This is a genomic window from Lentzea sp. HUAS12, assembly GCF_024125735.1.
Classification (GTDB): Bacteria; Actinomycetota; Actinomycetes; order Mycobacteriales; family Pseudonocardiaceae; genus Lentzea; species Lentzea albida.
In genome coordinates this window covers 9,563,177-9,589,153 of the sequence record NZ_CP099738.1, presented here as the reverse complement: position 1 = coordinate 9,589,153, position 25,977 = coordinate 9,563,177, and the positions used below count along the sequence as shown (strand labels likewise).

Sequence of the window (25,977 nt, the reverse complement as noted above, 5' to 3'; positions counted from 1 at the left end):
GGGGCGTTCATCGCCGCCGACAACCCCGATCGGCTGTGTCACCGGTGCCGCCGCAACGCTCGCGCGGACGTGCACGGACCACCTGAGGTCCCGCCCGACTTCTGGGACCTCCCCGCGATCGCCGCCGCGTGCACGGACCGCGACATGGGTGCGCTGATCTCGGCGTACCGGCACCACCCCCAGCACTTGAGCCGCGTCACCCAGGACCGCATGGCGGGGTGGCTCGGCATCAGCCAGGCGCAGCTCTCTCGTTACGAGTCGGGCGAGAACCAGATCGACCGCCTCGACCGGCTGCGCCACTTCGCGCAAGTGCTCGGTGTACCTGGCGAACGACTGTGGTTCGACCGAGTCGTCATCCCAGCTCAGGTGGGCTCCCCCGATTCGGGCCCGCCAGACGTGCTCGCCGCCCCCTGGGAGGCGACGAGCATTGCCCGTTCGGTCGAGGAGACGGCGAGGAGCGACTTGGCGATCAGCAGACGAGCGGCGCTCACCGGAGCCGCCGCGGTGACGGTGGGGTCGGCACTGGTCGAGCCGCTGCAGCGGTGGTTGCACCCCCTGCAGAACCTGTCGAAGTGGTCGTCGCACTCGGCGATCAGCGAGGAGGAGCTCTTCGCGTTGCAACGCGTCGCCGACGGCCTGCGCGGCTGGGGCGGACGCGGCGGCTACGGCCTCGCCCGCAAGGCGGTCCTGGGTCAGCTCGACGAGCTGGCCGAACGCCTGGGCAGGGCCCCGTCCGGCCCGACGACGGAACGCGCGTTCTTCATCGGCGCCGAACTGTCGAAGGTGGCGGCGAGCATGTCGTTCGACGCGGGGCTGCACAACGCGGCCCAGCGCTACTACGTGCTGGCCGTCCGCATGGCCAAGGCGGGCCACAACGACGGCTTCGCGGCCCTCTGCCTCGCCGCCATGGCCAGGCAGATGTTCGACCTGGGCCGCCCCGAGGACGGCTTGGAACTCGTCCAACTCGGCCAGTACGGCACCCGCCGCACCGGCACGCCGACGTTGAAGGCGCTGCTCCTCACCCGTGAGGCCTGGGCCTACGCGAGCATGGGCAAGACCCGCGAGTTCCACCAGGCAGTGGGCATGGCGCAGGACAGCTTCGCCCAGCGGGACGCCGACAACGAACCGCGCTACCTCCACAGCTTCGACGAGGCCGAACTGGAGGGCGTCATCGGCGCCCGCTGCCGCGACCTCGCGATGCACGACCCCACCCAGGCCGTCTTCGCCGAACAACACATCCGGCGGGCCCTGGAACTGCGTGACCCGTCCAAGGTGCGCAACCGCGCCTTCGACGTGATCGGACTGGCGCGCACCAAAATGGTCGCGGGAGACCCGGAGGCAGCGTGCGGCTTGATCAACGAAGTCCTGCCGACGGCGGCGAAGCTCTCCTCGGGACGCGTCCTGCGCAAACTGGAGGACTTCGCCAAGGAGGCGGCACGACACCGCCACATCCCCGCCGTGCAGGACACGAGGGACGCGATCAGAGCGATCCGGACAGCGTGATGCGCGTAGGCATCACCGGCCACACCAACCTGGTCCCCGAGTGCGTCCCGGCGGTCCAGGCGGCGATCACCGAGACCCTCAAGTCCCTGGGCGGCACCCTGGTAGGCGTGACGTGCCTCGCACCGGGCGCCGACCAGATCTTCGCCAGAGCCGTCCTGGAACTGGGCGGCGAGGTGGAGGTGGTCCTCCCGGCCCTGGACTACCGCGACCGCCTGAAACCACACCAGGTGGCCGACTACGACGAACTCCGCGCCGCCGCCACGGTGGTCAGCGTCCTGCCGCACATGTCGAGCGGCCGCCTGGCCTACGTGGCCGCCAACGAACGCATGCTCGCCTCCGTCGAGGTGCTGGTGGCGGTGTGGGACGGCGTGCCGGCGCAGGGGAAGGGCGGCACGGCGGACGTGGTGGAGCAGGCGCGCGCCTCGGGCGTGCCGATCGAGGTGGTGTGGCCACCGGAGGCCCGCAGGAAGTCGTGACGCCCAGCCGCGCCTGATGGCCGACGCCTGATGCGAGCCGTCCGATCGGTGCGACGCCGAAGACGAGCCGTCTTTCCCCAGGGGCACCGGCGGTGGGGTTCCATCACGAGTCGCGCCGCAGCACTTGGTGCGGCTTGCGACGGGACCCCACTAGGCCGAGCGAGGGAAGTTCGTCGGCAACCGGACCAACTCCCCTCCCACCCCTAGCCCCACCCCCAACCCTTGATCACGATTTCGGGGCATGGCAGCCGATCCGTTCGCCCGCCTGGCCGACCGCCAGCAGTCCCTGCGAACAGCCCTGCGAGCCCTCCAAGCGGCCGGCCCCGGCAGCCCCGACTTCCCCGCCCTCCTCACCACCACGAACGACGAGGTGGAGGCGGTGATGCAGGCCCGCAGAGACGTCGAGGCGGCCCGGCTCACCACCCCGAACCGCGCGATCGCGGCGGCCACCACCGCGGCGGCCCTCATAGTCGCCGTCGGGTGGTTCGACGCCTGGTCACTGCTGTCCCTGCTGGTCGCGGTGGCCACGGCCGCCTCGGTCCTCGTGGACCCCGCGGGCCGCAGGCTGTGGGAGCCCAGGGCACGAACCACGGCCATCACCGCCGCCCTCGCCGCCACCCTCCTGACCCCGCTGCTCCACGGCTGGGCGACACTCATCACCGCGGCGGGCATCGCCTGGTGGGCCTGGAGGACGCAACGGTGAACATCGACCCGGTCAAGGCGTTGGAAGGCAAGGTCGAACGCCTCGGCAAGGACCTGAAGGCGCTGGAGTCCCGCCTCGAGAACGCCCAGACCGACGCGGCGCACGAGCAGCTCGGGCTGACGAACCAGCTCAAGGACACCACCCGCAAGCTCGGCAGGACCAACGACCGGGTCACCGAACTGGCCGAGAGCGTGCACCGGCTGGAACGGCTCCTGGTGGCGCTCAACCGGAAGGTCCGGGCCGGCGAGACCCGCAAGGCAGACTTCGAGAACTGGCCGGAGATCGAGAAGAAGGAACTCGCCAAGATCTTCCAGGGCCAGGAGGCCTACTCGCGCAGGACCTTCACGCCCCAGGAGGCCAAGGAGACGCGCAAGGCCATCGCCGAGTACGACCGGAGGGCGCACGAGGCGATCGAGGCCGCCGAGTCGTTGACGCACCTGCCCGCCAACGCGGAATCGTTGTGGCGCAAGCACTACAAGCAGTGGCATGCGATCACGGACAAACATCGGCCCGAGGTGCCGAACGACGACACGCACGCCAAGGACACCGCTGCCAAGTCGGCCGGCAACGAGGCCATCAAGCGCACGCGTCAGCAGATCCGCGCGCGCATCGAGGACGCGGTGGCGAACGACCTGCTGTTCCCGGCGTGGTTCGAGAACGCGATGGGGCCCGCCGCGCCACCTGGGCGGGCGGACGATTGGCTTTACACCGCAACGGATGTCGTGTTGTACCGGCTGCTGCACGACGTGACGAGTCCGGCGGACGCGCTCGGGCCGGCACCCGCCGAGGACGGGCACCGCAAGACCCTGTACGACCGCCTGGTCAGCGAGTGCGCGGAGTACCGCAGGCCGTGAGCAGGCCCGGGCAGGGCGCCTCTGCCCGGGCACTCACGTCACGCCAGCTCCAGGCTGAAACGCTGCTGCTCGACGTCCACCGCGAGCACCTTCACCTGCACCGAGGCACCGACCTCGGCCTGGCGGCCGTGCAGGAGCCCGTGTGCACCGGCGGGGTGCTCGACGAAGGAACCGAAGGGAACGGTCGAGACGACCTTCCCCGAGAAGACATCACCAACGTTGGGAAGCATTGCGCATCACCTCCTCTCCCGTGCGCGTGTCCCAGAAGTGGACAGGCGCGGGGTGGAGGGGCCCTGATCAAGTCAGGGCCGGGCAACCGTTCCGCTCACGGCACAAGGCCGACCCGGCAGTCATGACGGCAACCCTAGCCACCGCAGGCCGTTGTCCGCAATGGAATCTAGAATCCGTCACATGCTGGAGACGTCCGCACGGCTGCTGAAGCTGCTGTCCCTGTTGCAGGTGCGGCGGGACTGGACGGGCCCGGAGCTCGCGGACAGGCTGAGCGTGGACGTGCGCACGATCCGCCGAGACGTCGACAAGTTGCGCAGCCTCGGTTATCCCGTCACGTCGCTGCCCGGCGCGGCAGGCGGGTACCAGCTCGGCGCGGGCGCGGAACTGCCGCCGCTGCTGCTCGACGACGACGAGGCGGTCGCCGTCGCGGTCGGGCTCCGCACGGCGGCGAACGGCAGCATCGCGGGCATCGAGGAGACGTCGGTGCGCGCTCTCACGAAGCTCGAACAGGTTCTGCCGTCCCGGCTTCGCCGGCGCGTGCAGGCGCTCCAGACGCACACCACTCCCCTGACGGCGGCGGGCCCGACGGTCGACCCGGAGACGCTCACGATCATCGCCGCCGCCTGCCGCGACCGCCAGCAGCTGCGGTTCACCTACGCCTCGACGCACGGCGAGCCCGCGAAACGGCTCGCGGAACCGCAGGGTCTCGTGCACACCGGCCGCCGCTGGTACCTCGTCGCGTGGGACGTGTCCAAAGAGGACTGGCGAACGTTCCGGGTGGACCGGATCACCGGTCACCCGGCTCCCGCCGCGCGCTTCACCCCGCGCGAACCACCCGCGGAGTCGCTGGGGGAGTTCGTCTCCCGGCAGATCTCGTCCAACGTCTACACCTACCAGGCGGTGCTGAAGATCCACGCGCCGCTGCAGGTCGTCGCCGAACGCACGTCGCCGATGTCGGTGTCGCTGGAACCGGTCGACGACACGTCCTGTCTGATGCGCACGGGCGCCGAGGCGCTCGACCGGATCGTGTTCTACCTGCTGTACCTGGACCTCGACTTCGAGATCCTGGAACCGCAACGGCTCAGGGACCACGTGGGTACGCTCATCACCCGGCTGCAGAAGTCGATCGGAGCGCAGGCATGACAGTGGACTTCGAGACCGCCGCGGACCCGTTCCGGCGCGAGCTCCTCGCGCACTGCTACCGGATGCTCGGCTCGCTGCACGACGCCGAGGACCTGGTGCAGGAGACGTACCTGCGCGCGTGGAAGGCGTACGACAGATTCGAGGGCCGGTCGTCCGTGCGCACGTGGCTGTACCGGATCGCGACGAACGCCTGCCTCACCGCACTGGACGGCAAGGCCAAGCGCCCCTTGCCGTTCGGGCTCGGCACGGAGGGCGCCACCGAGACCGATCCGCTCACGCAGGACCACGAGGTCCCGTGGCTGGAGCCGTTCCCGACGGACCCGGCCGCGATCGTCACCGAGCGCGAGTCGACGCGGCTGGCGTTCGTCGCGGCACTGCAACACCTGCCGCCGCGGCAACGCGCGGTGCTCGTCCTGCGCGACGTCCTGAGGCTGAGCGCCGCCGAGACCGCCGACGAGCTGGAGATGACGGTCGCGGCCGTCAACAGCGCGCTGCAACGGGCGCACGCGCAGCTCAAGGACCTCACCGAGGACGAGGTCGTCGAACCGGCGGACGCCAAGGCGTTGCTCGACCGGTGGGTGAAGGCGTTCGAGGCCAAGGACATCCCGGCGATCATCGGCATGTTCGCGGAGGACGTCGTCTGGGAGATGCCGCCGTTCCCGCAGTTCTACCGCGGCCCGGCGATGGTCGCGTGGCACCTCGAGAACCAGTGCCCTGCGGTCCCGCACGGCGCCAGGATGATCACCACCGAGGCCGGCGGTCAGCCCGCCTTCGGCCTCTACCTGCGGGCCGAGGACGGCGTGTTCCGCCCGTTCAACCTCCAGGTGCTGGAGATCGGGCGAGGCCGGATCACGCGCGTGTCGTCGTTCTTCGACCTCACCCTGTTCCCGAGCTTCGGGCTGCCTCCGACCGCCTGATCACCCCGGACACCGATGTGTAGCCTTGCTAACCATGTCCTGGGGGTTGCTGGCGGTCGCGGGCCTGGTCGTCGCGTGCGGAGGATTGCTGCAGGGGTTGATCGGCTTCGGCCTGGCGCTGGTCGCCGTGCCGCTGCTCGCACTGCTGGACCCGGCACTGGTCCCGGTTCCGGTCCTGGTCATCGCCTGCGCGCACGCGATGATGTCGCTCGCCAGGGAGTTCGGTCACGTCGACTGGCGCGGCGTCGGCTGGGCGATGCTCGGCCGCCTGCCGGGCACGGCCGTCGGCATCTGGATCGTCAACGCGCTCGACCCGCGCAGCTTCGGCATCGTCGTCGGGGCCGCCGTGCTGGCGTGCGTACTGCTGTCGATCACGTCCTGGCGCCCGCACCCGACACCGCCGTCACTGGTCACGGCCGGCGTGGCGAGCGGCTCGTTCGGCACGGCCACGTCGATCGGCGGGCCGATGGTCGCGTTGCTCTACCAGAACCAGGCCGGGCCGCAGGTGCGGGCGACGCTGGCGGCGTTCTTCGTGCTCGGCTCGGGCGCCTCGCTCGCAGGGCTGGGTGCCACCGGCAACGTGACGGCGCACCAGCTGTGGAGCGGTGTGCTGCTGATCCCGTTCCTGGTGGCCGGGTTCCTGCTGTCCGGGCCGTTGCGGACGAGGCTCGACGCCAACGGGATGCGGACGCCGACGTTGGTCGTGTCGGGGGCGAGCGCGGTGGTGCTGATCGTGCGGAGCGTGCTGTCGTGAGGGTTCCCGCGTGGGTGGTGCTCGGGATCGGTTCGCTCGCGGCGCTGACCGCGTACGTGCACGCGCCGGTCCAGGAGTTGAGGGGCCTGGAGGACCTGTGCGAGCAACCCGGTGCGCGCTGCGGCTCCCAGCCCGGCTGGTACACGGGCCAGGAGAGCTACGAGACGCTGCGCGGGGTCGAGATGAGCGCCCGGTTGCCCGGAGTCGAGGTGGTGTACGACCACCGGCTGTTCTGGGCGTTGGTGGTGGTGACGCTGGTGTGGACCGCGGTGGCGGCGCTGCGCGAGCACCGCCACCGCTTCCGGCGAGGGGATCAGGCGAACGGCTGAACGTTCGGCTGGAACACCTGCCCGTCCTCCGGCGCCACCAGCTCCACCAGGTACTTCGCGACCGCCGCGTCCGTCGCGGCCGAGCGGCCCAGGATGCAGTGCCCGAACGCGTCCACGCTGATCAGCCGCGCGTTGCCGAGCTGCTTGGCCATGCGCTGCGCGAAGAGGTACTGCGTGGCGGGGTCGTAGTAGTTGCCGACCACGACGATCGGGTTCTTCGTCTTCTTGTTCCACGGGCCGATCCAGCGGTCCGGGTGGCGCGTCGGCCACGTCGCACACGTCAGCAGGTCCGAGGCGGCCTGGTAGCGGCCGAACGTCGGCGACTCCTTCTCCCACTTCGCCGCGGTGGCGGCCCAGGTGCGGGTGGTGCGGGAGAACGGCTTGTCGGTGCAGTTCACGCCGTAGTACGAGTCGTCCGCCGTGTACGGGGTGTCGGGCAGCGGGTCGACGTCGAAGCGGCCGGCGCCGTTGTTCAGCGGCTCGGCGAGCTCCACAGTGGACTGGACGCTCATGGTCGCGAGAGACGGGTTCAGCGCCGTGTGGATGCTCTGCAACCACGCGGCGAGGGGCGCGATCCTGGCGATCGAGTACAGGTCGCCCGCCACGCGGCCCACGACGTCGGCCAGCGTCACCTGCGTGCCGTTCGGCAGGGTCGCCGGGCCCTTGGCCAGCGCGGCCTTCAGCGCCTCGAACTTGCCGCGGGCGTCACCGGCGAACGCGCACTTGGCCACACCGGCGGAGTCGCAGCGCTTCAGCACGGCGTCGAGGGCGATCTCGAAGCCGCGGGCGCGCTCGCGGTCGTACTGCGCGCCGTCGGTCAGGCGCAGGCGCGGGTCCACGTTGCCGTCGATCACCATGGCGCGGGTGCGCGACGGGAAGATGTTCGCGTACGTCGAGCCCAGCAGGGTGCCGTAGGAGAAGCCGACGAAGTTGAGCTGGGCGTCGCCCACGGCCTCGCGCATGATGTCGAGGTCGCGCGCGACGGCCTCGGTCGACATGTGGTTGAGCAGCGGACCGGCGTTGATCTTGCAGTAGTCCGTGTAGGCCTTGGACTGCTTGATGGAGCTCGCGATCTCGGCCTGCGTGATGGGCAGCGAGAACCAGCCGTCGTTGACGGCGGCGGCCTCCTCCTGGGTGCGGAAGCAGCGCATCGGGGCGCTGCGGGCCACGCCGCGCGGGTCGAAGCCGACGATGTCGAACCGGTCCAGCACCGCGGGCTGGAAGTAGTTCTTCGCGATGGCGCCGCGGATGAGGCCGGACCCGCCGGGACCGCCGGGGTTGAGGAAGATCGAACCGATCTTGCGCGCCGGGTCGTTGGCGGGGCGCTTCATCATGGCGATGCCGGTCTTCTCACCACGCGGGCGCGAGTGGTCGACGGGCACTTCCTGCGTGGCGCACGAGAGCCGTGCGCGTTCCTCGGGCGTCACGGTGGACGGAAGGGTGGCGAGCACGTCGGCCGCGCACTGCCCCCAGGCAGCGGGTCTGACGGAGGGTGCGGGCTCGGCCGAGGCCGAACCCGCACCGGAGACGATGGTGCCGAGCACGAGCGCGCTCGCGAGCACCACACGCAAAGAAGAGGATGACGTCACGGATGCACCTCATCACCGAGCGTGCACCGTTTGTACCCGCCTATCGTCGGGTTGTCCGGCGACAGGCGGGCACCGGTGGTCAGAACGGTTGCGCGTTCGGCTGGAACACCTGTCCGTCGGCCGGAGCGGTCAGGTCGACGAGGTAGCGGGTCACCGCGGCGTCGGCACCGGCCGAGTCGCCGAGGATGCAGTGCCCGAACGAGTCGACGCTGATCAGGCGCGCGTTGCCGAGCTGCTTGGCCATGCGCTGCGAGAACAGGTACTGCGTCGCCGGGTCGTAGTAGTTGCCGACCACGACGACCGGGTTCTTGGTCTTCTTGTTCCACGGCCCGATCCAGCGGTCCGGGTTGCGCGTCGGCCACGTCGGGCACGTGAGCAGGTCGGACGCGGCCTGGTAGCGGCCGAACGTCTTCGACTCCTTCTCCCACCTGTCGGCGGTCGAGGCCCAGTTGCGGTTCGTGCGCGCGAACGGCTTGTCGGTGCAGTTCACGGCGTAGTACGAGTCGTCGCTCGTGTACGGCGTCTCCGGCAACGCCCGCACGTCGGCGCGGCCGCCGAGGTTGTTCACCACCGGGACGTCCACAACGGACTGAACGCCCACAGCGGCCACCGACGGGTTCTGCGCGGCGTGGATCGACTGGAGCCACGCGGTGAGCGCCTTGAACGTGGTCGGGCTGTACAGGTTGCTCGCCGTGCGGCCGACGACGTCGGTCAGCGTCACCCGGGTGCCGTTGGGCAACGTCGTGGGGCCCTTGCGCAGCGTGTCGCGGAGCGCGTCGAACTTCTTGCGCGCGTCACCGGCGAACGCACACCGCTCGACACCGACGGAGTCGCAGCGCTTCAGCATCGCGTCCAGCGCGATCTCGAACCCGCGGGCGCGCTCGCGGTCGTACTGCGCGCCGTCGGTCAGCCGCAGCCGCGGGTCGACGTTGCCGTCCAGCACCAGTGCCCGCGACTTGGACGGGAAGATGTTCGCGTAGGTCGCGCCGAGCAGCGTGCCGTACGAGAAGCCGACGTACGTGAGCTGCCTGTCCCCCACGGCTTCGCGCATGACGTCGAGGTCGCGGGCGACGGCCTCGGTCGACATGTGGTTGAGCAGCGGACCGGCGTTGATCCCGCAGTAGTCCGTGTACGCCTTCGACTGCCGGATCGAGCTGGCGATCTCGTCCTGGGTGATCGGCAGCGCGTACCAGCCGACGTTGACCGCGTCGGCCTCCTCCTGCGTGCGGAAGCAGCGCAGCGGCGCGCTGCGGCCGACACCGCGCGGGTCGAAGCCGATGAGGTCGAACTTCTCGAGGATCTCCGGCGTGAAGAAGCTGGAACCGTAGGCGCTGTAGATCAGACCTGCGCCACCGGGGCCGCCGGGGTTGATGAACAGCGAGCCGATCTTCTTCGCCGGGTCGCCGGCGGGCCGCTTCATCATGACGATGCCCGTCGAGTCCCCGCGCGGGCGCGAGTGGTCGACGGGCACCACCTGGACGGCACAGCTGACCTTGGTGCGCTCGGCCGCGGGGATCTCGGCGAGCACGTCCGCCGCACACGGACCCCATTGCGCGGGTCTGGCGGCGGAAGCGGCTTCGGGCTGGGCTGAAGCGCTGCCCAGCCCGGTGATGACGGTGCCGAGCGCGAGCGCACTGGCGAGCGCCACGCGCACGGCACGCGTAGATGCGGAAGTCATCGTTGCAGCCCATCACCGGGCGTGCACCGTGTGTACCCGCCTATCGGAGGGTTGTGACCTGAGCTACACGGCTTGGGCGAGCGAGACCGCGAACCTGCCTTCGGAATCGGTCCACCAGCGGTGCAGGGCGAACCCGCCCTCCTCCAGCTCCCGCTTCACGCCCTCCTCGCGGAACTTGGCCGACACCTCGGTCCGCAGCTCCTCGCCCTCGCGGAACTCGACGGTCAGGCCGAGTTCGGCGATCGTCACCGTCATCGCCCGCTTCGCCCGCAGGCGCATCTCGATCCACTCCTGCTCGGCGTTCCACAACGCCACGTGCTCGAACGCGTCGACGTCGAAGTCGCCGCCGACCTCGCGATTCAGCACGTTCAGCACGTTGCGGTTGAACTCCGCCGTCACGCCCTGTGCGTCGTCGTACGCGCGCACCAACGTCCGCTCGTCCTTCACCAGGTCGGTGCCGAGCAGCAGCCACTCCCCCGGCTCCAGCACGTCGCGCACGGTCCGGAAGAACTTCTCGCGCTCCTCCGGGATCAGGTTGCCGATCGTGCCGCCGAGGAACGCGACCACGCGCGGCGACTCACCGGGCAGCAGCGCGAGGTGCTGCGTGAAGTCGCCGACCACGCCGTGCACCCGCAGGCCCGGGTAGTCCGCGATGATCGCGTGCGCGGCCTCGGTGAGCGCCGACACCGACACGTCCTGCGGCACGAACTCGCGCAGCGTCCCGTGCTCCCGCAACGCGCTGAGCAGCAGCCTGGTCTTCTCCGACGAACCGGACCCCAGCTCCACCAGCGAGTGCGCGCCCGTGGTCGCCGCGATCTCGCCGGCGCGGGAGGCGAGCACCTCGCGTTCAGCACGGGTCGGGTAGTACTCGGGCAGCCGCGTGATGTCCTCGAACAACGCGCTGCCGACGGCGTCGTAGAACCACTTCGGCGAGACCCACTTCGGGTCCGCGGTCAGTCCGGCCCGCACGTCGGCACGTAGCGCGTGTGCGGCGTCCTCCGGCTTGAGATGAACGTCCAGCACCGGCTCGGTCATATCGGTCGAACCTCCACAGTGGATGGATCAGCGGTGACCACGTGCCGGTCGGGGATCTCCCGCCAGCCCGGGTCGTCGTCCAGCGGTTCGGACGCGAGGGTCACGCCCTGGCCCTTCTGCAGCACCCACAGGGCGTGTGTCCACGTCGTCCCCGAGAGCATTTTTCCGTTCGTCAGCAGGAAGTTCAGCCGTGACTTCGGCGCCGCGTCCGCGACCTCCCGCACGAGTTCGGCGAGCGCCGTCGCCGGCTCCTCCCCCGTCTCCAGCCGACGCCTCAGCACCGTCCACAGCAGAGCCGAGTCGGTGGGGGCGTCCATCGTGAGCAGGTCGGTGACGTCGAGCGTCTTCGCGAGGCCCGCGACGGTGTGCGGCCAGCCGTCGACGCGGCCGTTGTGGCTGAACAGCCACGTGCCGTCGGTGAACGGCGCGCACGCCGCGTCCGACACCGGCATGCCCGTGGTCGCCGACCGCACCGCCGCCAAGATCGCCGTCGACTCCCCCGCCGCGAGCTGGCGCAGGTTCGGGTCGCTCCACAACGTCCCGGCGCGCCGGTACCGCACCGGGCCGGGGAACCAGCCGACGCCGTAGCCGTCGACGTTCACGGTTCCGCCGGCCCGCATGTCGGCGGGCGCGTAGGACTGGTGCTCCAGCGAGTGCGGTGCGTCGTAGAGCAGGCTCGCGACGGGCACGGCGGCGCCCACGTACGCCAGGTGGCGGCACATCGGCCTAGGCGTCCCTGGCGCAGCGGAAGCCGGCGAAGATCTGCCTCCTGATCGGGTAGTCCCAGTTGCGGAACGTCGAGCGGATCGCCGACCTGTCGGTGCCGAACGACCCGCCGCGCAGCACCTTGTAGTCCGGCCCGAAGAAGACCTCGGAGTACTCCTTGTACGGGAACACCTCGAAGCCCGGGTAGGGACCGAAGTCGCTGGAGGTCCACTCCCACACGTCACCGATCAGCTGGTGCACCCCCGCCGGGGAGGCACCCGCCGGGTACGCGCCGACCGGAGCCGGGCGCAGGTGGCGCTGGTTGAGGTTCGCGTGCTCCTCGGTCGGCTCCTCGTCGCCCCACGGGTAGCGGCGGGTCTTGCCCGACGCCGTGTCGAACCGGGCCGCCTTCTCCCACTCGGCCTCCGTGGGCAGGCGCTTGCCCGCCCACGTCGCGTAGGCCTGCGCCTCGTGGAAGCACACGTGCACAACGGGTTCGTCCGGCACGATCGGTTCCGTCACGCCGAACGCCGTGCGCACGAACGAGTTCTCCTCGCGCTGCCAGAACCTCGGCGCCACGAGCTTCGCCGTGGTGCGGTGCTCCCAGCCCTCGTCCATCCACAGGCGACGGTCGTCGTACCCGCCGGCCAGGATGAACTGGGCGTACTCGGCGTTGGTGACCGGCGTGGTGTCGATGAAGAACGAGTCGACGTGGACGGCGTGCGCGGGCCGCTCGTTGTCCAGGGCCCACGGTTCGTCCGAAGTGCCCATTTCGAACGGTCCGCCCGGAATGAACACTTCCGTTGTGGGCACGAGACTTCCGGCCGGTGGCGCGGGCGCGTGCAGCACCGGGTCGCCCTTGCGCAGCTGGTGCGTCGCCAGCATCGTCTCGTCGTGCTGCTGCTCGTGCTGCACGATCATGCCGAACGCGAACCCGTTCTCGACGAGCCGGCGGCCTTCGAGCGGCACCTTCTCGAGCACGTCGAACACCTTGCCGCGCACGTCGCCGACGTACTGGCGGGCCTCGCGCGGGTTCAGCAGCGGCAGCTCGGGCCGCACGCTGCGGGCGAACTTGAACGCGTCGTAGTACTCGTCGATGTCGCTGCGCACCGGTTCGCGTCCGCCGACGTCGCGGACGAGCCACAGCTCTTCCTGGTTGCCGATGTGCGCCAGGTCCCAGACCAGCGGCGACATCAGTTTCGAGTGCTGCCGGACGAGGTCGTGCTCGTCGACGGCGTCGGTCAGGGCGGTGGAACGCGCGCGCGAACGCAGCAGTTCCTCCGCCACCTGCTCGCGGAGTTGTTCGGTCACAGCTTCCCCTCAAGCTCCTGGCTGATGGCGCTGATCTGTTCTCGGGAGAGGCCCGTGCGGGGCAACGCCTCGATGCCCAGGGCCACGACGTCCTTCGCGGCGCGCGCGATGCGCTCGTCCGCCACCCCGTACCGCGCGGCGACGAGCCACCGCCCGGCGGCCCGTTCCGTCGCCGCCAGCACACCGTCCACAACGGACGGGTCGCTGAACAGCGCGACGAGCAGCGCGCTCGGCGCGATCCACCCGCCCGGTGCGGGGGTGTCGAGGTATCTGATCTCCATGTACCCGCGCGGCCGGACCGGCGGGAACATCAACGACATGTGGTAGTCGAGGTCGTCGCTGGTGGGAGCGCGGTCGTGCGCCCCGTCCAGCCACTCCGCGAACGTGAACCGGCGCTCCGGGATCCAGCTGGAGCTCGGCCCGCGCACCACGATGACCGGGGTGTCGACGACTCTTCGCGCGTAGGCGGCGGCCGGATCGGCGCACACGGCACTCGGTCTGGTGCGCACGGGATCACAGCCGTAGAGCGCCCGCATGCGCGCGGACGCCCACTCCTGGTGCAGGCCGCCGATGCTCGGCGAGTTCGCGAACAGCGCGATCATCACCGGCCCGAGCTGGTGCACGGCGGCCCACCTGTCCTGCACGTGCTTCTGCTCGCCGAAGTCGATGCACACCTGCAAGCCGGCGGTGTTGCACATCATGGAGATGCCGTCGTCGCCGAGCGGCGCGAAGGCGTGTTCCATCGCGGCGTACCGGGGCACCTGCAACATCCGCGTGGGACGTCGGTGCACGTCAGCGCCCTTGTCGCCGAGCACGAGGCCGTGGTTGGCGAGCATGGCGGTGAGCTGGGAGATGTCCTGGGAGACCGTCTGGAAGAGGTCCGGGAGGCTGGTGCAGGGAGGGGTGGAGATCTCGACCTGCCCGCCTGGTTCGACGGTCAGCGGTGTGCCGCTCGGAAGCGGCCGCTGGGGGCTGTCCGGGACTAGCGTGGGTGGTGCGTGGTCGCCGAGCGCGGCGGCGAGCCTATGTCGATCGAGGACCTGCGAAGGGTCTTCGGCGTGGTGCACGGTCCATTCGAGCTCGACGCCGAAGAGCCTCGGTGGACCGTGCTTGAAACAGACCGAGGCGACGTAGGCCTCGGCCTCGGCGCGATCGGCGAACCTCGCCGGCGCCCTTTTGGTACGCAACGCAGTCACGCTGCCACACTCCCCGTGATCGTCTGGCCCGTTCGACGCTACACGCGGGGTCTGACACTCGCAGCTCTCAAATCCTTACGAAACAAGTGATGTTGCCCGTGTGCATGCGTGCACACGGGCAACCGTCCCACTGGTTGGCGGGGCGTCTTACGTTGTGGCACCGAAACGGCCGCGCGGCACCGTGTTGGCGGTTGACGCGCCGCCCTCGTACACCACGTCGATGTGCAGGATCCGGTCGTTCCCGGCCGATCCGTCCTTGTCGGTCGTGGTCGTCAGCCAGATGTCGCCCTCGGCGTCCACCTCGACCGTCCGCAGCCGGTTGTAGGTGCCCTGGAAGTAGGTCTGCTGGTCGACGAGGTTGCCGTTCGCGTCGATGCGCATCCGGTAGATGCGCTGGCCGACGGTGGTGGCGACGAACACGTGGTCGTTGATGATCGTCAGGCCCGAGGGCGAGGCTTGCGAGGTCGACCACGTCTTCTTGGGCGCGATGGTGCCGGCGCAGTTGCCGATCGTGCCCTCGCACGGCTCCCAGCCGTAGTTGCCGCCCTTGGTGATCAGGTTCACCTCGTCCTGCTGGGAGTTGCCGAACTCCGACGCCCACAGCCTGCCCTGCGAGTCGAAGTCGAGGCCCTGCACGTTGCGGTGCCCGTAGCTCCAGATCGCCTTGCCGGGGAACGGGTTGTCGGACGGGATGGAGCCGTCCGCGTTGAGCCGCAGGATCTTGCCGGCGTTGGTGTTGAGGTTCTGCGCGTTGTTGCCGTTCTGCGCGTCCCCGGTCGAGACGAACAGGTACCGCCCGTCCGGACTGAACCGCAACCGCCCGCCGTTGTGGTACCGGTTCTTCGGCACGCCGTCGAGCAACGTCGTCCAGCCGGTGAGCTGCGAGCCGTCGAACTGGGCCCTGACCAGCCGGTTTCCACCGCTGTAGGTGTGATAGACGTAGACGAACCGGTCGGTGGCGAAGTTCTTCGACACCTCGATGCCGAGCACACCGCCCTCACCGTTCGTGCCCATCGCCCCGGGCACCTTGCCGATGGTGGTCTTGGCGCCGGCCTCGGTCACGCGCAGCACGTTGAACGTCTCGCGCTCGGTCACCAGCGCCGACCCGTCGGGCAGGAACGCGAGCCCCCACGCCACGTCGACCCCGGCCACGATCTGCTTGACCGCGCCGGGGTTCGGCACCCCGGTGCCCCCACCGGCCGCCGGCCGGACGGAGATCTCGTTGGAGAACGCCGACAGGTTGCCCGCCGCGTCCTTCGCCCGCACCTTCGCGCGGTACGTCTGCCCGGTGGTGAGCCCGGCGACGGTCGCCGACGTGGCCGACCCGTCCGCGGTCTGCTTCAGCGCGCCGTCGAGGTGGATCTCGTACCCGGTGACCCCCACGTTGTCACTCGACGCGCCCCACGCGAGCGAGACGCTGGTCGAGGTGGCGCCCGTGGACCGCAGGGTGCCCGGCGTCGTGGGCGCCTGCGTGTCGGCGGGCGCGGGCTTGGTGCGGCCGGGCACGTTGTTGGAGGCCTGCGAGACGTTGCCCGCGCGGTCCTTCGCGAACACGGTCCAGTCGTACTCGACGTCGGGCCGCAACCCGGTGGCCGTCGCCTCCAGCACGTTCCCGACACTCGTGACGAGCTGCCCGTGCTGGTAGACGTCGTACCCGGTGACCCCGACGTTGTCGGTCGCCGCTTCCCACTTCAGCGACACCGAGTTGTGCGTGGAACCGACGAACTGCAGGTTGCGCGGCGGCGTCGGCGCCTCGTTGTCCGGCGGCCCGACCAGCACGGCCGTCAACTTGTCCGCGTTGGGCCCGCCGTTGGCCGTCGTGGCGGTCGCCTTGATCCTGTTGGCACCGGCGTGCAGCGTGGCCTTGACGGTGCGCGTCTGCCAGGTGGTCCACGCCCCGGTCCCGGGGAACGACACGACCTGCGCGCCGGCCCCGTCCACGGTCACCGACACGGGCCGGTCGGCCGTCGTCCCGTTGGCGTAGCGGAACACGAGGTCGTGCTCCCCACCGGACTCGGCGTTGATCACGTACTCGACGGACGACCCGACGACGTTGTCGTAGTTGACGAACCCGCGCCCGGAGAACCCGGCCCAGTTCGACTCCACGACCCCCTGGCCGATGACCGCGTCCTCGGCCTCCTGTTCCAGAGCTGCCTCCTCGACCTCCAGGTAGTCGAGGTTCGGCCCGCCGGTGGCCCCGGTGGAGGTGACCTTGATCTTGTTCACCCCGGCGTTGAGCGCGACGGTGTTCTCAGCGGACACCCACGACGTCCACGCGCCGGTCCCCGCGAACGCCCGCTCGTCGACGGCCAACGCCCCGTTGACGCTCACGTCGGCGGGCCGGTTGTCCGCGCTCCCGTTGGCGTACCGGAAGACGAGCTTCACCTGCCCGCTCTTCGCCGCGGTGACCGTGAACTCGACCGAGCTGCCCACCACGTTGTCGACGTTCACGAACCCGGCCCCGGAGAACCCGGCGTGGTTCGACTCCACGACACCCTGCGACACGGCAGCGTTCTCGGCCTCGTACCGCACCGGCGCCGCAAGAGCGGACTCCGGCACGGACACCACAGCCACGGCTGTCGCCCAGGCAACGCCCATCACACCGAACGCAAGCGCCCGGCCTCTTCTCGGTACCACTGTTGTGCCTCCCAGGGGGATCACGACGAAGCGGCGGCGGTGTCCAGCGGTATAGACAAGAAACTTTCCTGACTGTTGCGCAGATCACACCACCACGGGCCGCTTGAGTCAACCCCGCCGCCGAGGTGCGGGAAAGCGCTTACCGGAACCCGAGACGTATCCCGGTCGACAGCGGGAGGCGCGAGCGAACGCAGGTGGTGGCGACCCCGCGACACGACCCTGCACGCAGGCCCGGCGTGGTGCGAACCGCACACGCCCACCCGCCACAACAACACACGCAAGGCCCGGCGCGCGGTACCGACCGAACAGCCGCATGCGAAAGCCGACCACGCATCCAGCCTGGCGTGGCGATGCGAAGCGAGCCGCATGAACCTCGAGGCGAGGGGCAGCCGCACCCCGATCGCACCCCGGAACTCGTCAAGACCGGAGGGACCACCCTCGCAAGCCGTCCCCGGAACCCGTCACCGCTCCCGGTTCTCAGCCAAAACCGCGATCAAATCCGAAAACCCACGCGAAACCAGCAAATCCACCACGTGGACCCCAGTCGACTCCCGCCGCTGCCACCCCAGACGCTCCACCAGCGCCGACAACGGGCGAACCTCCTGCGTCTCCATGAGCCGGAAGGATAAAACCAACCCCAGCCGAACCGGCCCAGCCGCCCCACATGATCCACTCGAAAGGATCACACGGGCGACAGGGTCCAATCCGTACGTACGGATTGGATTTCCCGCCCTCCCCCTGCCACCATCTACCAGTGCCCAGGGTGAGTCAGGACCACCTCGACGCCCGCCGCCGTCAGATCCTCGACGGCGCGCGTGCCTGTTTCGCGCGACACGGCTACGAGGGTGCCACCGTACGCCGCCTCGAGGAGGCCACGGGCCTCTCCCGCGGTGCGATCTTCCACCACTTCCGCGACAAGGAGTCGCTCTTCCTCGCTCTGGCCGAGGACGACGCCCTCCGGATGGCCGACGTGGTGGCCGAGCAGGGTCTCGTCCAGGTCATGCGCGACCTCCTCGACGAACCCGAGAAGCGCACCGAGGAGCACGCCGCCGACTGGCTCGGCACGCGTCTCGAGGTCAGCCGCAGGCTTCGCACCGACCCGGACTTCCGCGCGCGGTGGGCCGAACGCAGCGAACAGCTCACCGCGGCCACCCGCCAGCGCCTCATCCGCCAGCGCGAGGCCGGCAACCTGCGTGACGACGTCGACGTGACGGTGCTGACGAGCTTCCTCGAACTGGTCCTCGAAGGCCTCGTCTCACACCTCGCGATGGGGCTTCCGGCGGACGACATGGAACCTGTACTCGATCTAGTAGAGGAAACCGTGCGCAGGCACCGCCGCAGCTCTTGAAACCACCTGCCCGAAACCGCAGTGTGGACCCATGCTGAAGACCACCGTCCAGTTCTTCGCACTGCGCACGCTCGTCCGCGGCTACGCGCTGATGGGTGACCCGTACGCGGGCGTCATGGCTTCGCCGCCCGACCGCGACCCGTACCCGATGTACGAGAAGGTGCGTGCGAAGGGCGACATGGTGCGCAGCCGGATGGGGGCGTACGTCACGCCGAGCCGGGCGATCTGCGATTCGGTGCTGCGGGACAACAGGTTCGTCACCGCCACGTTCGACGAGGCGTCGATGGTGCCGATCACCCTGATCCGGGACGGCGAGAAGATCGTCAACCCGGTGCAGGACTCGTTCCTGATGAAGAACCCGCCGGACCACACGCGGCTGCGCAAGCTGGTGCAGCCCTTCTTCACGCCCCGTGCGCTCAAGGACCGCACCGAGTCCATCAAGAAGATCGTCACCGACTACCTCGACCGGCTGGACGACCGGTTCGACGTGGTCGCGGAGTTCGCCTCGCAGGTGCCGATCCAGGTCATCGCGGACCTGCTGGGCGTGCCGGACGAGAACAAGGCGCTCTTCGCGCGGTGGGGCAGTTCGCTGGCCGAGACGCTCGACGGCGTGTGGTCGCACAAGCAGCTCAAGGAGCTGCACGCCACGATCGTCGAGTACAACGACTTCATCGACGGGCTGATCGCCGAGCGCCGGCGCGATCCCAAGGACGACATCGTCAGCCACCTCGTCACGCAGCACGAGGACCTGAGCCGCGAGGACCTGGTCGCCACGACCGGCCTTCTGCTCTTCGCCGGGTTCGAGACGACGGTGAACCTGATCAGCAACGGCGTGCTGAAGGCGTTCGAGAACCCGCACACGGTGACGCCGCTGAGCCAGAGCCCCGAGTACGCCGAGGGGTTCGTGGAGGAGGTCCTGCGGCTCGACCCGCCCGTGCAGTACACGATCCGCTGGCCGAAGGAACGCCTCGAGCTCGCCGGGGTCTCGTTGCCGAAGGGCATGCCGGTGATGCTGATGCTGGCGGCGGCGAACCGCGATCCGCGCGTCTTCAAGGACCCGCTGAGGTTCGACCCGACGCGGTCCAACGCGCGCGAGCACCTCGCGTTCAGCGCGGGAATCCACTACTGCATCGGCGCGGGACTGAGCCGCATCGAGGGCTCGATCGCGTTGCACGAACTATTCAAGCGCTTCCCGGACCTCGTCGCCGACGGACCGGTGACGCGCAGGAAGTCGAAGTTGATCCGCGGCGCGTTGCGACTTCCGGTTCGAGCGAACGAAACCAAACGGTCACTCGCGGTGAAGTAATGCTGACCTGGGGCGAAATTTGTTGCGACGCGTGCTCGACTTCACCCGGCTGGAGCAATGTTCGTGCCCCAATGACACTTATCCGTAGTGCATGCTTGTAAGCGAGAGGAAGACCCGCCGCACCGCCGCCGCGACGGGCCTTCCTCTCACCTTTTCACCTCAAAGCCCTACTCGACGCCCGCCATGAGCTTGCGAATGGCCGGGGCCGCCACGGCGAGAGCGGCGCCGAGGACCACGGCCGCGCCGCCCAGTGTGAGGAAGTACGCCGACGGGCTGGTCGTGTAGAACTTCACGAGCTGCGCGGCCACACCGGTGCCGGCCGAGGTCGCGAGGAACCACAGGCTCATCGTCTGCGACGCGAACGCCTTGGGCGCGAGCTTCGTCGTGGCCGACAGGCCGACCGGCGAGAGCATGAGCTCACCCGCGGTCATGATCAGGAACATCACCACGAGCCACAGCGGCGTCACCTTGCCGTCGGCGGCCGAGTTGCTCGCGAAGAACATGAGCACGAACGACAGGCCGACGAGCACCAGGGCACCGGCGAACTTCCGCGGGGTCGAGGGCGCGCGGTCCTTGAGCTTCAACCAGATCCAGGCGAACACCGGCGCCAGCGCGATGATCATGATCGGGTTGATCGACTGGAACCAGGCGACGGGGAACTCCCAGCCGAACACGTGGTTGTCGACGTGCGAGTCGGCGAACTCCGCGATGACCGACGCGCTCTGCTCGAAGATCAGCCAGAACATCGCCGCCGCGATGAACAGCGGGATGTAGGCGATGACGCGCGGCTTCTCCTCCGGCAGCGTCTTCTTGCTGCGCAGCATCACGGTGAAGTACCCGATGGGCAGCACGACCGACATGATGCTGATCAGCAGGATGACGCCCTCGACGTCACCGAGCAGGTACGCCACGACGCCCAGCACGGCGATGGCGACGGCGGCGCCGAGGATGAGGGCGTAGACGCGGCCCTTCTCCTTCGGGTGCAACGGGTTCGTGGGCACGGCGGCCGACCCGCGCAGGTGCTTGCGGCCCATCCGGTACTGGATCAGGCCGAGCGCCATGCCGACCGCGGCGACCGCGAAGCCCGCGTGGAAGCCGATGCCGTCCGCGAGCGCGCCGGTGATCAGCGGCGACACGAAGCCACCGATGTTGATCGCCATGTAGAAGACCGTGAAGCCCGCGTCGCGGCGCTGGTCGTCACGGGCGTAGAGGCCGCCGACGACGGTCGAGATGTTCGGCTTGAGCAGGCCCGTGCCGAAGACGATGAAGATCAGGCCGAGGTAGACGCCCGTGATGCCGATCGGGATCGCCAGCGCGATGTGACCGCACATGATCAGCACGCCGCCGTAGAACGTCGCGCGCTGGCCGCCCCAGACGCGGTCGGCGAGCCAGCCGCCCGCGACACCGGACATGTAGACCGCTGTGCCGTAGATGGCCACGACCGACAGGGCGAGCGCCTTGTCGACGCCCAGGCCACCCTCGGAGACGGCTGTCCACAGGTAGAGGCCGAGGATGGCCTTCATCCCGTAGAACGAGAACCGTTCCCAGAGCTCGGTGAAGAACAGCGTGGACAGGCCTCGGGGGTGCCCGAAGAATCCCTTGTCCTGCGCGGAGATGCTGGCGCTAGGAGCGCTCACAGTCATCGTCCCTTCGTGTCAACGATGTCACGGCGGATCCGGTCGAGATTACGCCGAACGCGTGTACGGCTGGCAAATCAGGTTGCGCCCGAGTGGCCCAGCTCTCACGCCGGGCTGCGGGTTCGGTCAGGATTTGATGCACTTCTGGGATGGACTTGATCCAGGCGCACGGCGTGGCGATGACGGAGTTCGACCGGCGGGTGCGGGAGGTCGCACCGGACCAGTGGACCCTCGGCACCCCCTGCCGGGAGTGGTCGGTCAGAGACCTCGTCGGCCACCTCGTGCACGAGCAGCTCTGGGCCCCGGAACTGCTCGCCGGCTGCACGGTGGACCAGGTCGGGGACCGGTTCGACCACGACAACCTGGGTGACGACCCGCTCGTGTCCTGGGTGGTGGCGGCCGCGGCGGCCCGCGAGGCGTGGCTGGAGCCGTCGGCGCTGGGCAGGTCCGTGAGCGTGTCGAGCGGGACGATGGACGCCGAGGAGTACTGCTGGCAGATGACCGCGGATCTCGCGGTCCACGCCTGGGACCTGGCGCGCTCGATCGGAGCGGACGAGCGGATCGACCCGGCACTCGCGTCGGCCGTGCTGTCCTACGTGGAGGACAACGTCGACGACTGGAGCGGGTCGTCGATGTTCGACTCACCTGTCCCCGTTCCGCCGGACGCCGACGACCAGACGCGACTCATCGGCCTGCTGGGACGCAAGCCCTAGTCCTCTGGTGGTTGAAGCGGCCCGCAACGCAGCCCCCTGTGCCTCCTGCGTTGCGGGGCGCTCCTCCCCCGGCCGCGGCCACCGGATCCCCCCGGACCGGCCGGCCGCACCGCAGTTCTACAGGGTGATCGTTGTCCGGTGTCGTGGCGTGAAAAGCGGACAACGTCCAGCTGACAACGTTCTGGTCTCGCCCGGAGCAGCACCGTCCCTGAACGTCAGACGACCTTCTGCTCCAGGGTGACGCACGCGATGCCGGTGGCGTCGAGGTGCTCACCGGCCCGGACGAACCCGGCGCTCTCGTAGAACCGGATGTTCGCGTCGCTCTCGGCACCGGTGAACAGCCAGACCACGCGGACGGTCTCCGGCGCCCGCCCGCTGATCGCCTCCAGCAGCCTGCGGCCGACCCCGCCGCCCTGGACGTCCGGCGCGACGGACAGCCGCGCGACCTCCATGCGGTCCCCGTCGACCCGGCTGCGCACCGACCCGACGAGCCGCGTCCCGTCGAACGCGCCGAGCGCGGGCGTGCCGTCGGCGAGGTGGCGGCGGACCTCCTCCAGGGTCTCGACCAGCGGCGGCAGGTCCCAGGCCCCGTACCGCCGCGCTTCCCGCAGGTAGGCGGCGCGCTGGACGGTCATGACCTCGCCGGCGTGCGCTTCGGTCAACGGTCCGATGTGGACGCTCACGGCCCGGTGACCCCCGGCGTCCAGCTCTCCGGCAGGCCGCTCGCCGTGAGGATGATCTGGTGGTCGTGGAACCCCTCCGGTGCATCCGGCTGCCACGGCCACTGCCCCTGCGGCGTCGGCACGATGATCTGCACCGCGGCGAACTCCGACCCGTCGTAGAGCAGGTAGGCGCTCCCGAAGAACTCGGGGTAGAACCCCTTGTAGACGCGCTCGAACACGACCGGCACGCCCTCGAAGAAGTCGTCGTAGGGCTTGCCCGGCTGGAACCGCTCCCCGCCGCTGGCCCGCTTCACGTACATGTTGATCAGGTTCTCGCCCATGCCCTGCGGCAGCCCGATCACGACGGCCTCCGCCACGCCGAACCGCCGCCAGGCCCCCACCGAGAACACGTAACCGGGGCCCTCGGCGTCCGGGTTCACGACGATGTTGGTGTGGCCGTGCCGGTCGGCCGCGGACAGCAGGCGCGCCCGCAGTTCGATGTCTTCGTCGGAAAGCACGGCACCCAGCCTACGGCACCCCCGAAGCGCCTTATGCCTGCTTGGAGCTGTTCCAACGCTCCCACCTTCAGGCAGATTTGACGCGAAACGATAGAGCTTTCGCGGGCCACGGCCCTACCTTCCGGGGATGCCCAAGAGATCGTCCAGCGTGGTGGGCCGCGAGTTCGGCAACGGCGTCCGCGCCGCCATCGAGAGCACCGGACTGACCCAGCGCCGGCTCGCCGAACTGCTCGGCTGGCAGGAGGCCAAGCTCTCCGACATGTTGTCCGGCAAGGGCGGCGTGACCGAGCTGGAGGTCGCCACCCTGCTCGCCTACTGCCGCGTGCCGCTCGTCGAGCGTGAACGCCTGCTCGCCCTGTTCCGCGAGTCAGGCAGCTTCTACGTCCAGATCCCCGAGGACGGCGTCCCGGACCAGGTCCGCACGCTGATCAACCAGGAGAGGGACGCCGACCAGATCGACTGCTGGTCGATGAGCCTCGTGCCCGGCCTGCTGCAGATCCCCGAATACATCACCGTGGTGACCGAATCGGCGCCGGTCGAGGCCGAGGACGTGCCGCCGCTCGTCGCCGCACGCGTGGCGAGAGCGGAGATCCTCGAACCGGGCCGGACGTTCAACTTCTACATGCACGAACAGGCCCTGTTGCTTCCCGTCGGCGGCGAAGAGGTGTGGCGCGAGCAGCTCGCACACCTGTTGCGGATGTCGGTGCGGAAGTACATCAGCCTTCGAATCATCCCCAGGTCGATCGGCATGCACGCGGGCACTTCGGGCGACTTCCGCGTGATGAAGTTCCCGAAGTTCCCGCCGGTCGTCTACATCGAGAGCGTCCGATGCTGCTTGTTCTTCGACGACAAGGAGACGGTCGACACCTATGAAGCCATCCTGAAGAGGCTCGCTGCCGTTGCCTTGGATGAGGAACAATCGAGGGCGGTGATCAACAGCATCTTGGAGGGTCTCCAATGACCAACTGGCGCAAGAGCACCTACAGCGGCACCGGCGACAACTGCGTGGAGGTCGGCCACGGCGTCGGCATCCGGGACAGCAAGGCACCGGCCACCCACCTGCCCGTGAGCGCGCAGGCGTGGTCTGCGTTCCTGAAGATGGCCTCAGCCGAGGTAGCGGCACCCGTCGAGCAGTAGGCCGATGGCGAACCGCGCGTCGTAGTCGGGGCCGGCTCCCTCGGCCCCCGCGCAGATGTCCCCGATGGCGCGCAACAGGTGCAGGGGCGGGATGTCCGCCCTGATCTCGCCGGCCTCGCGCGCCGCGCCGAGGATGTCGGCGAGCACCGGCAGCAGCCTGTCCAGGAAGAGCCCGTGCAGGCCCGCGAAACCCTCGGGGTCGGTCCGCATCGCGGCGCCGAGGCCGTGCTTGGTCACCAGGAAGTCCACGAAGAGGTCCACCCAGTCCCGCAGCGCCGCGAACGGCGACTCCGCCGACGCGAGCAGCGCGGGTCCGGCCTCGGCGCACGCGTCGATCTGGTGCCGGTAGACGGCCACGACCAGGTCCGCGCGCGTCGGGAAGTGCCGGTAGATCGTCCCCATGCCCACGCCGGCCTCGGCGGCGATGCGGCGCACCGGCGCATCCACCCCGTCCGTGACGAACACCGCCGCGGCGGCGTCGAGCAGCGCTTTCTCGTTGCGCCGTGCGTCCGCCCGCTTCGCGGCCACCGGCTCTCCTGCACCCACGCGACAACTCCTCCCTTGCCAACCGGAACGTTGCTCCGTATATTCGGAACCGCGCTCCGATTAGGAGCCTATCAGCTCACCCACACCTCTCAGGGGAACTCTGTCATGCCCGTGACCAGCACCGCGCTGCCCACCTTCACCACGCCGATCATCAGCGTCAAGGGGATCGTCCTGCCCGCGCCGGACCGCGGCGACGACCTCCAGGTGCGCGTCTCCGCACCGGCCACCGGCACCGATCTCCCGATCGTCGTGCTGGCCCACGGCTTCAGCGGGTCGATGTCGAACTACGACCCGATCGTGGACTTCTGGGCGGGCAACGGGTTCGTCGTCGTCCAGCCGACGTTCCTCGACTCGCTGACCCTCGGCCTCACCCCGGCCGACCCCCGCTACCCCGAGATCGCGCGCTTCCGCGTGCAGGACGTCCAGCGGGTGGTCGACGACCTGGAGCAGCTTCTCGCGGCCGTTCCCGGCCTGGGCGAGCGCGCCTCCCTCGACCGCATCGCCGTCGCGGGCCACTCGTGGGGCACGCAGACCATCGGCATGCTCCTCGGCGCCCGCGTCCTCGACGCCGACGGGCGGCCGGGCCCGAACCTGGCCGACCCGCGGGTGAAGGCGGGCGTGCTCTTCGCCGCGACCGGCTTCGGCGGCGACGACCTGACGCCGTTCGCGCAGGAGAACTTCGGCTCGTTCATGTACCCGGACTTCGAGGAGATGACCACGCCGTTCCTCACCGTCGCGGGTGACCACGACCAGTCGATGCTCAGCACCCGCGGCCCCGACTGGTTCACCGACGTCCACCACCACAGCAAGGGTTCCCGCGCGTTGCTGACCCTGTTCGGCGGCGAGCACTCGCTCGGCGGGATCCACGCCTACAACGCCACGGACACGACCGACGAGGACCCCGCGCGCGTCGCGGTGATCAGGCGGGCGTCCTGGGCGTTCCTGCGCGACGCCCTCGGTGTCGACGAGCTGGCGTGGAAGCAGGTGCAGGCCGAGGACCTCGACCCGGTCGGCCACCTCGACGTGAAGTGAGCAGACGAGAAACGCCG

The 25,977-nt window shown here is 69.5% G+C and carries 27 protein-coding genes; 14 read left to right on the top strand and 13 right to left on the bottom strand.

Annotation, left to right across the window (positions count from 1 at the left end; genetic code table 11):
* Window positions 1-69 precede the first annotated feature (69 nt).
* From ND450_RS45230 to ND450_RS45215, 4 genes are all read left to right on the top strand, one after another.
* Window positions 70-1,503, top strand: coding sequence for a helix-turn-helix domain-containing protein (locus tag ND450_RS45230; RefSeq protein WP_245786001.1), 1,434 nt, complete (start codon window positions 70-72; stop codon window positions 1,501-1,503).
* Entirely contained in the window at window positions 1,503-1,979 is a 477-nt protein-coding gene (locus tag ND450_RS45225; RefSeq protein WP_253324045.1) for a hypothetical protein, read from the top strand. The genes ND450_RS45230 and ND450_RS45225 overlap by 1 nt, the downstream gene beginning before the upstream one ends.
* A 241-nt stretch (window positions 1,980-2,220) precedes the next feature.
* The gene (locus tag ND450_RS45220; RefSeq protein ID WP_253324044.1) at window positions 2,221-2,682 is read left to right on the top strand and encodes a hypothetical protein; all 462 of its coding nucleotides are present in this window, start codon (window positions 2,221-2,223) and stop codon (window positions 2,680-2,682) included.
* Window positions 2,679-3,536 (top strand): hypothetical protein, encoded by an 858-nt coding sequence (locus ND450_RS45215; protein ID WP_253324043.1) that lies wholly within the window; start codon window positions 2,679-2,681, stop codon window positions 3,534-3,536. Before ND450_RS45220 ends, ND450_RS45215 begins: the two co-directional genes overlap by 4 nt.
* A 38-nt stretch (window positions 3,537-3,574) precedes the next feature.
* Here the strand turns inward: ND450_RS45215 and ND450_RS45210 are convergent, their stop codons facing one another.
* Entirely contained in the window at window positions 3,575-3,766 is a 192-nt protein-coding gene (locus ND450_RS45210) for a S1 RNA-binding domain-containing protein (RefSeq protein ID WP_089912976.1), read from the bottom strand.
* A gap of 181 nt (window positions 3,767-3,947) precedes the next feature.
* Between ND450_RS45210 and ND450_RS45205 the strand changes: the two genes are divergently transcribed.
* The 4 genes from ND450_RS45205 to ND450_RS45190 are packed head-to-tail and all read left to right on the top strand — an operon-like array spanning window position 3,948 to window position 6,910.
* The gene (locus ND450_RS45205) at window positions 3,948-4,910 is read left to right on the top strand and encodes a YafY family protein (RefSeq protein ID WP_253324042.1); all 963 of its coding nucleotides are present in this window, start codon (window positions 3,948-3,950) and stop codon (window positions 4,908-4,910) included.
* Entirely contained in the window at window positions 4,907-5,827 is a 921-nt protein-coding gene (locus ND450_RS45200) for a sigma-70 family RNA polymerase sigma factor (RefSeq protein WP_253324041.1), read from the top strand. The genes ND450_RS45205 and ND450_RS45200 overlap by 4 nt, the downstream gene beginning before the upstream one ends.
* A gap of 34 nt (window positions 5,828-5,861) precedes the next feature.
* On the top strand, window positions 5,862-6,581 hold the full coding sequence (locus ND450_RS45195; protein WP_253324040.1) for a sulfite exporter TauE/SafE family protein: 720 nt from the start codon (window positions 5,862-5,864) through the stop codon (window positions 6,579-6,581).
* A complete protein-coding gene (locus ND450_RS45190; protein WP_253324039.1) occupies window positions 6,578-6,910 on the top strand; it encodes a hypothetical protein in 333 nt (110 codons plus the stop codon). The genes ND450_RS45195 and ND450_RS45190 overlap by 4 nt, the downstream gene beginning before the upstream one ends.
* On the opposite strand, the gene ND450_RS45185 is transcribed toward ND450_RS45190, so the two are convergent.
* From ND450_RS45185 to ND450_RS45150, 8 genes are all read right to left on the bottom strand, one after another.
* The gene (locus ND450_RS45185; RefSeq protein WP_253324038.1) at window positions 6,895-8,499 is read right to left on the bottom strand and encodes an alpha/beta hydrolase; all 1,605 of its coding nucleotides are present in this window, start codon (window positions 8,497-8,499) and stop codon (window positions 6,895-6,897) included. The genes ND450_RS45190 and ND450_RS45185 overlap by 16 nt on opposite strands.
* A 79-nt stretch (window positions 8,500-8,578) precedes the next feature.
* Complete coding sequence (locus tag ND450_RS45180) at window positions 8,579-10,177, bottom strand: alpha/beta hydrolase (protein WP_253324037.1); 1,599 nt, start codon at window positions 10,175-10,177, stop codon at window positions 8,579-8,581.
* Window positions 10,178-10,240: 63 nt separating this feature from the next.
* The gene (gene egtD, locus ND450_RS45175; protein ID WP_253324036.1) at window positions 10,241-11,212 is read right to left on the bottom strand and encodes an L-histidine N(alpha)-methyltransferase; all 972 of its coding nucleotides are present in this window, start codon (window positions 11,210-11,212) and stop codon (window positions 10,241-10,243) included.
* A complete protein-coding gene (gene egtC / locus ND450_RS45170; RefSeq protein ID WP_253324035.1) occupies window positions 11,209-11,934 on the bottom strand; it encodes an ergothioneine biosynthesis protein EgtC in 726 nt (241 codons plus the stop codon). The genes egtD and egtC overlap by 4 nt, the downstream gene beginning before the upstream one ends.
* Before the next feature lie 4 nt (window positions 11,935-11,938).
* Window positions 11,939-13,228 carry an ergothioneine biosynthesis protein EgtB gene (egtB, locus tag ND450_RS45165; RefSeq protein WP_253324034.1) on the bottom strand — a complete coding sequence of 430 codons (1,290 nt, stop codon included), beginning with the start codon at window positions 13,226-13,228 and terminating at the stop codon, window positions 11,939-11,941.
* On the bottom strand, window positions 13,225-14,424 hold the full coding sequence (locus tag ND450_RS45160; RefSeq protein WP_371927604.1) for a glutamate-cysteine ligase family protein: 1,200 nt from the start codon (window positions 14,422-14,424) through the stop codon (window positions 13,225-13,227). Before ND450_RS45160 ends, egtB begins: the two co-directional genes overlap by 4 nt.
* 147 nt (window positions 14,425-14,571) lie before the next feature.
* On the bottom strand, window positions 14,572-16,998 hold the full coding sequence (locus ND450_RS45155) for a PQQ-dependent sugar dehydrogenase (protein WP_253324032.1): 2,427 nt from the start codon (window positions 16,996-16,998) through the stop codon (window positions 14,572-14,574).
* A 524-nt stretch (window positions 16,999-17,522) separates the two neighbouring features.
* The gene (locus tag ND450_RS45150) at window positions 17,523-17,675 is read right to left on the bottom strand and encodes a hypothetical protein (RefSeq protein WP_177229658.1); all 153 of its coding nucleotides are present in this window, start codon (window positions 17,673-17,675) and stop codon (window positions 17,523-17,525) included.
* A 140-nt stretch (window positions 17,676-17,815) separates the two neighbouring features.
* Here ND450_RS45150 and ND450_RS45145 point away from each other — a divergent pair, with 140 nt between their 5' ends.
* Together ND450_RS45145 and ND450_RS45140 are read left to right on the top strand one after the other, a co-directional pair.
* Window positions 17,816-18,409, top strand: coding sequence for a TetR/AcrR family transcriptional regulator (locus ND450_RS45145; RefSeq protein ID WP_030470246.1), 594 nt, complete (start codon window positions 17,816-17,818; stop codon window positions 18,407-18,409).
* Window positions 18,410-18,440: 31 nt separating this feature from the next.
* Entirely contained in the window at window positions 18,441-19,715 is a 1,275-nt protein-coding gene (locus tag ND450_RS45140) for a cytochrome P450 (RefSeq protein ID WP_253324031.1), read from the top strand.
* A 167-nt stretch (window positions 19,716-19,882) separates the two neighbouring features.
* Here ND450_RS45140 and ND450_RS45135 read toward each other — a convergent pair whose 3' ends face one another.
* Entirely contained in the window at window positions 19,883-21,358 is a 1,476-nt protein-coding gene (locus ND450_RS45135) for a peptide MFS transporter (RefSeq protein WP_371927603.1), read from the bottom strand.
* Window positions 21,359-21,501: 143 nt separating this feature from the next.
* Here ND450_RS45135 and ND450_RS45130 point away from each other — a divergent pair, with 143 nt between their 5' ends.
* The gene (locus ND450_RS45130; protein ID WP_089913018.1) at window positions 21,502-22,065 is read left to right on the top strand and encodes a TIGR03086 family metal-binding protein; all 564 of its coding nucleotides are present in this window, start codon (window positions 21,502-21,504) and stop codon (window positions 22,063-22,065) included.
* A 215-nt stretch (window positions 22,066-22,280) separates the two neighbouring features.
* On the opposite strand, the gene ND450_RS45125 is transcribed toward ND450_RS45130, so the two are convergent.
* Together ND450_RS45125 and ND450_RS45120 are read right to left on the bottom strand one after the other, a co-directional pair.
* Window positions 22,281-22,748, bottom strand: coding sequence for a GNAT family N-acetyltransferase (locus tag ND450_RS45125; RefSeq protein WP_253324029.1), 468 nt, complete (start codon window positions 22,746-22,748; stop codon window positions 22,281-22,283).
* On the bottom strand, window positions 22,745-23,245 hold the full coding sequence (locus tag ND450_RS45120) for a DUF4262 domain-containing protein (protein WP_253324028.1): 501 nt from the start codon (window positions 23,243-23,245) through the stop codon (window positions 22,745-22,747). The genes ND450_RS45125 and ND450_RS45120 overlap by 4 nt, the downstream gene beginning before the upstream one ends.
* A gap of 127 nt (window positions 23,246-23,372) precedes the next feature.
* Between ND450_RS45120 and ND450_RS45115 the strand changes: the two genes are divergently transcribed.
* Window positions 23,373-24,206 (top strand): helix-turn-helix transcriptional regulator, encoded by an 834-nt coding sequence (locus ND450_RS45115; RefSeq protein WP_253324027.1) that lies wholly within the window; start codon window positions 23,373-23,375, stop codon window positions 24,204-24,206.
* Window positions 24,203-24,382 (top strand): DUF397 domain-containing protein, encoded by a 180-nt coding sequence (locus tag ND450_RS45110; protein ID WP_253324026.1) that lies wholly within the window; start codon window positions 24,203-24,205, stop codon window positions 24,380-24,382. Before ND450_RS45115 ends, ND450_RS45110 begins: the two co-directional genes overlap by 4 nt.
* Here ND450_RS45110 and ND450_RS45105 read toward each other — a convergent pair.
* A complete protein-coding gene (locus tag ND450_RS45105; RefSeq protein WP_089913029.1) occupies window positions 24,350-24,928 on the bottom strand; it encodes a TetR/AcrR family transcriptional regulator in 579 nt (192 codons plus the stop codon). The genes ND450_RS45110 and ND450_RS45105 overlap by 33 nt on opposite strands.
* Window positions 24,929-25,033: 105 nt before the next feature.
* On the opposite strand from ND450_RS45105, the gene ND450_RS45100 reads away from it, so the two are divergent.
* Complete coding sequence (locus ND450_RS45100; RefSeq protein WP_253324025.1) at window positions 25,034-25,960, top strand: chlorophyllase; 927 nt, start codon at window positions 25,034-25,036, stop codon at window positions 25,958-25,960.
* Window positions 25,961-25,977 lie beyond the last annotated feature (17 nt).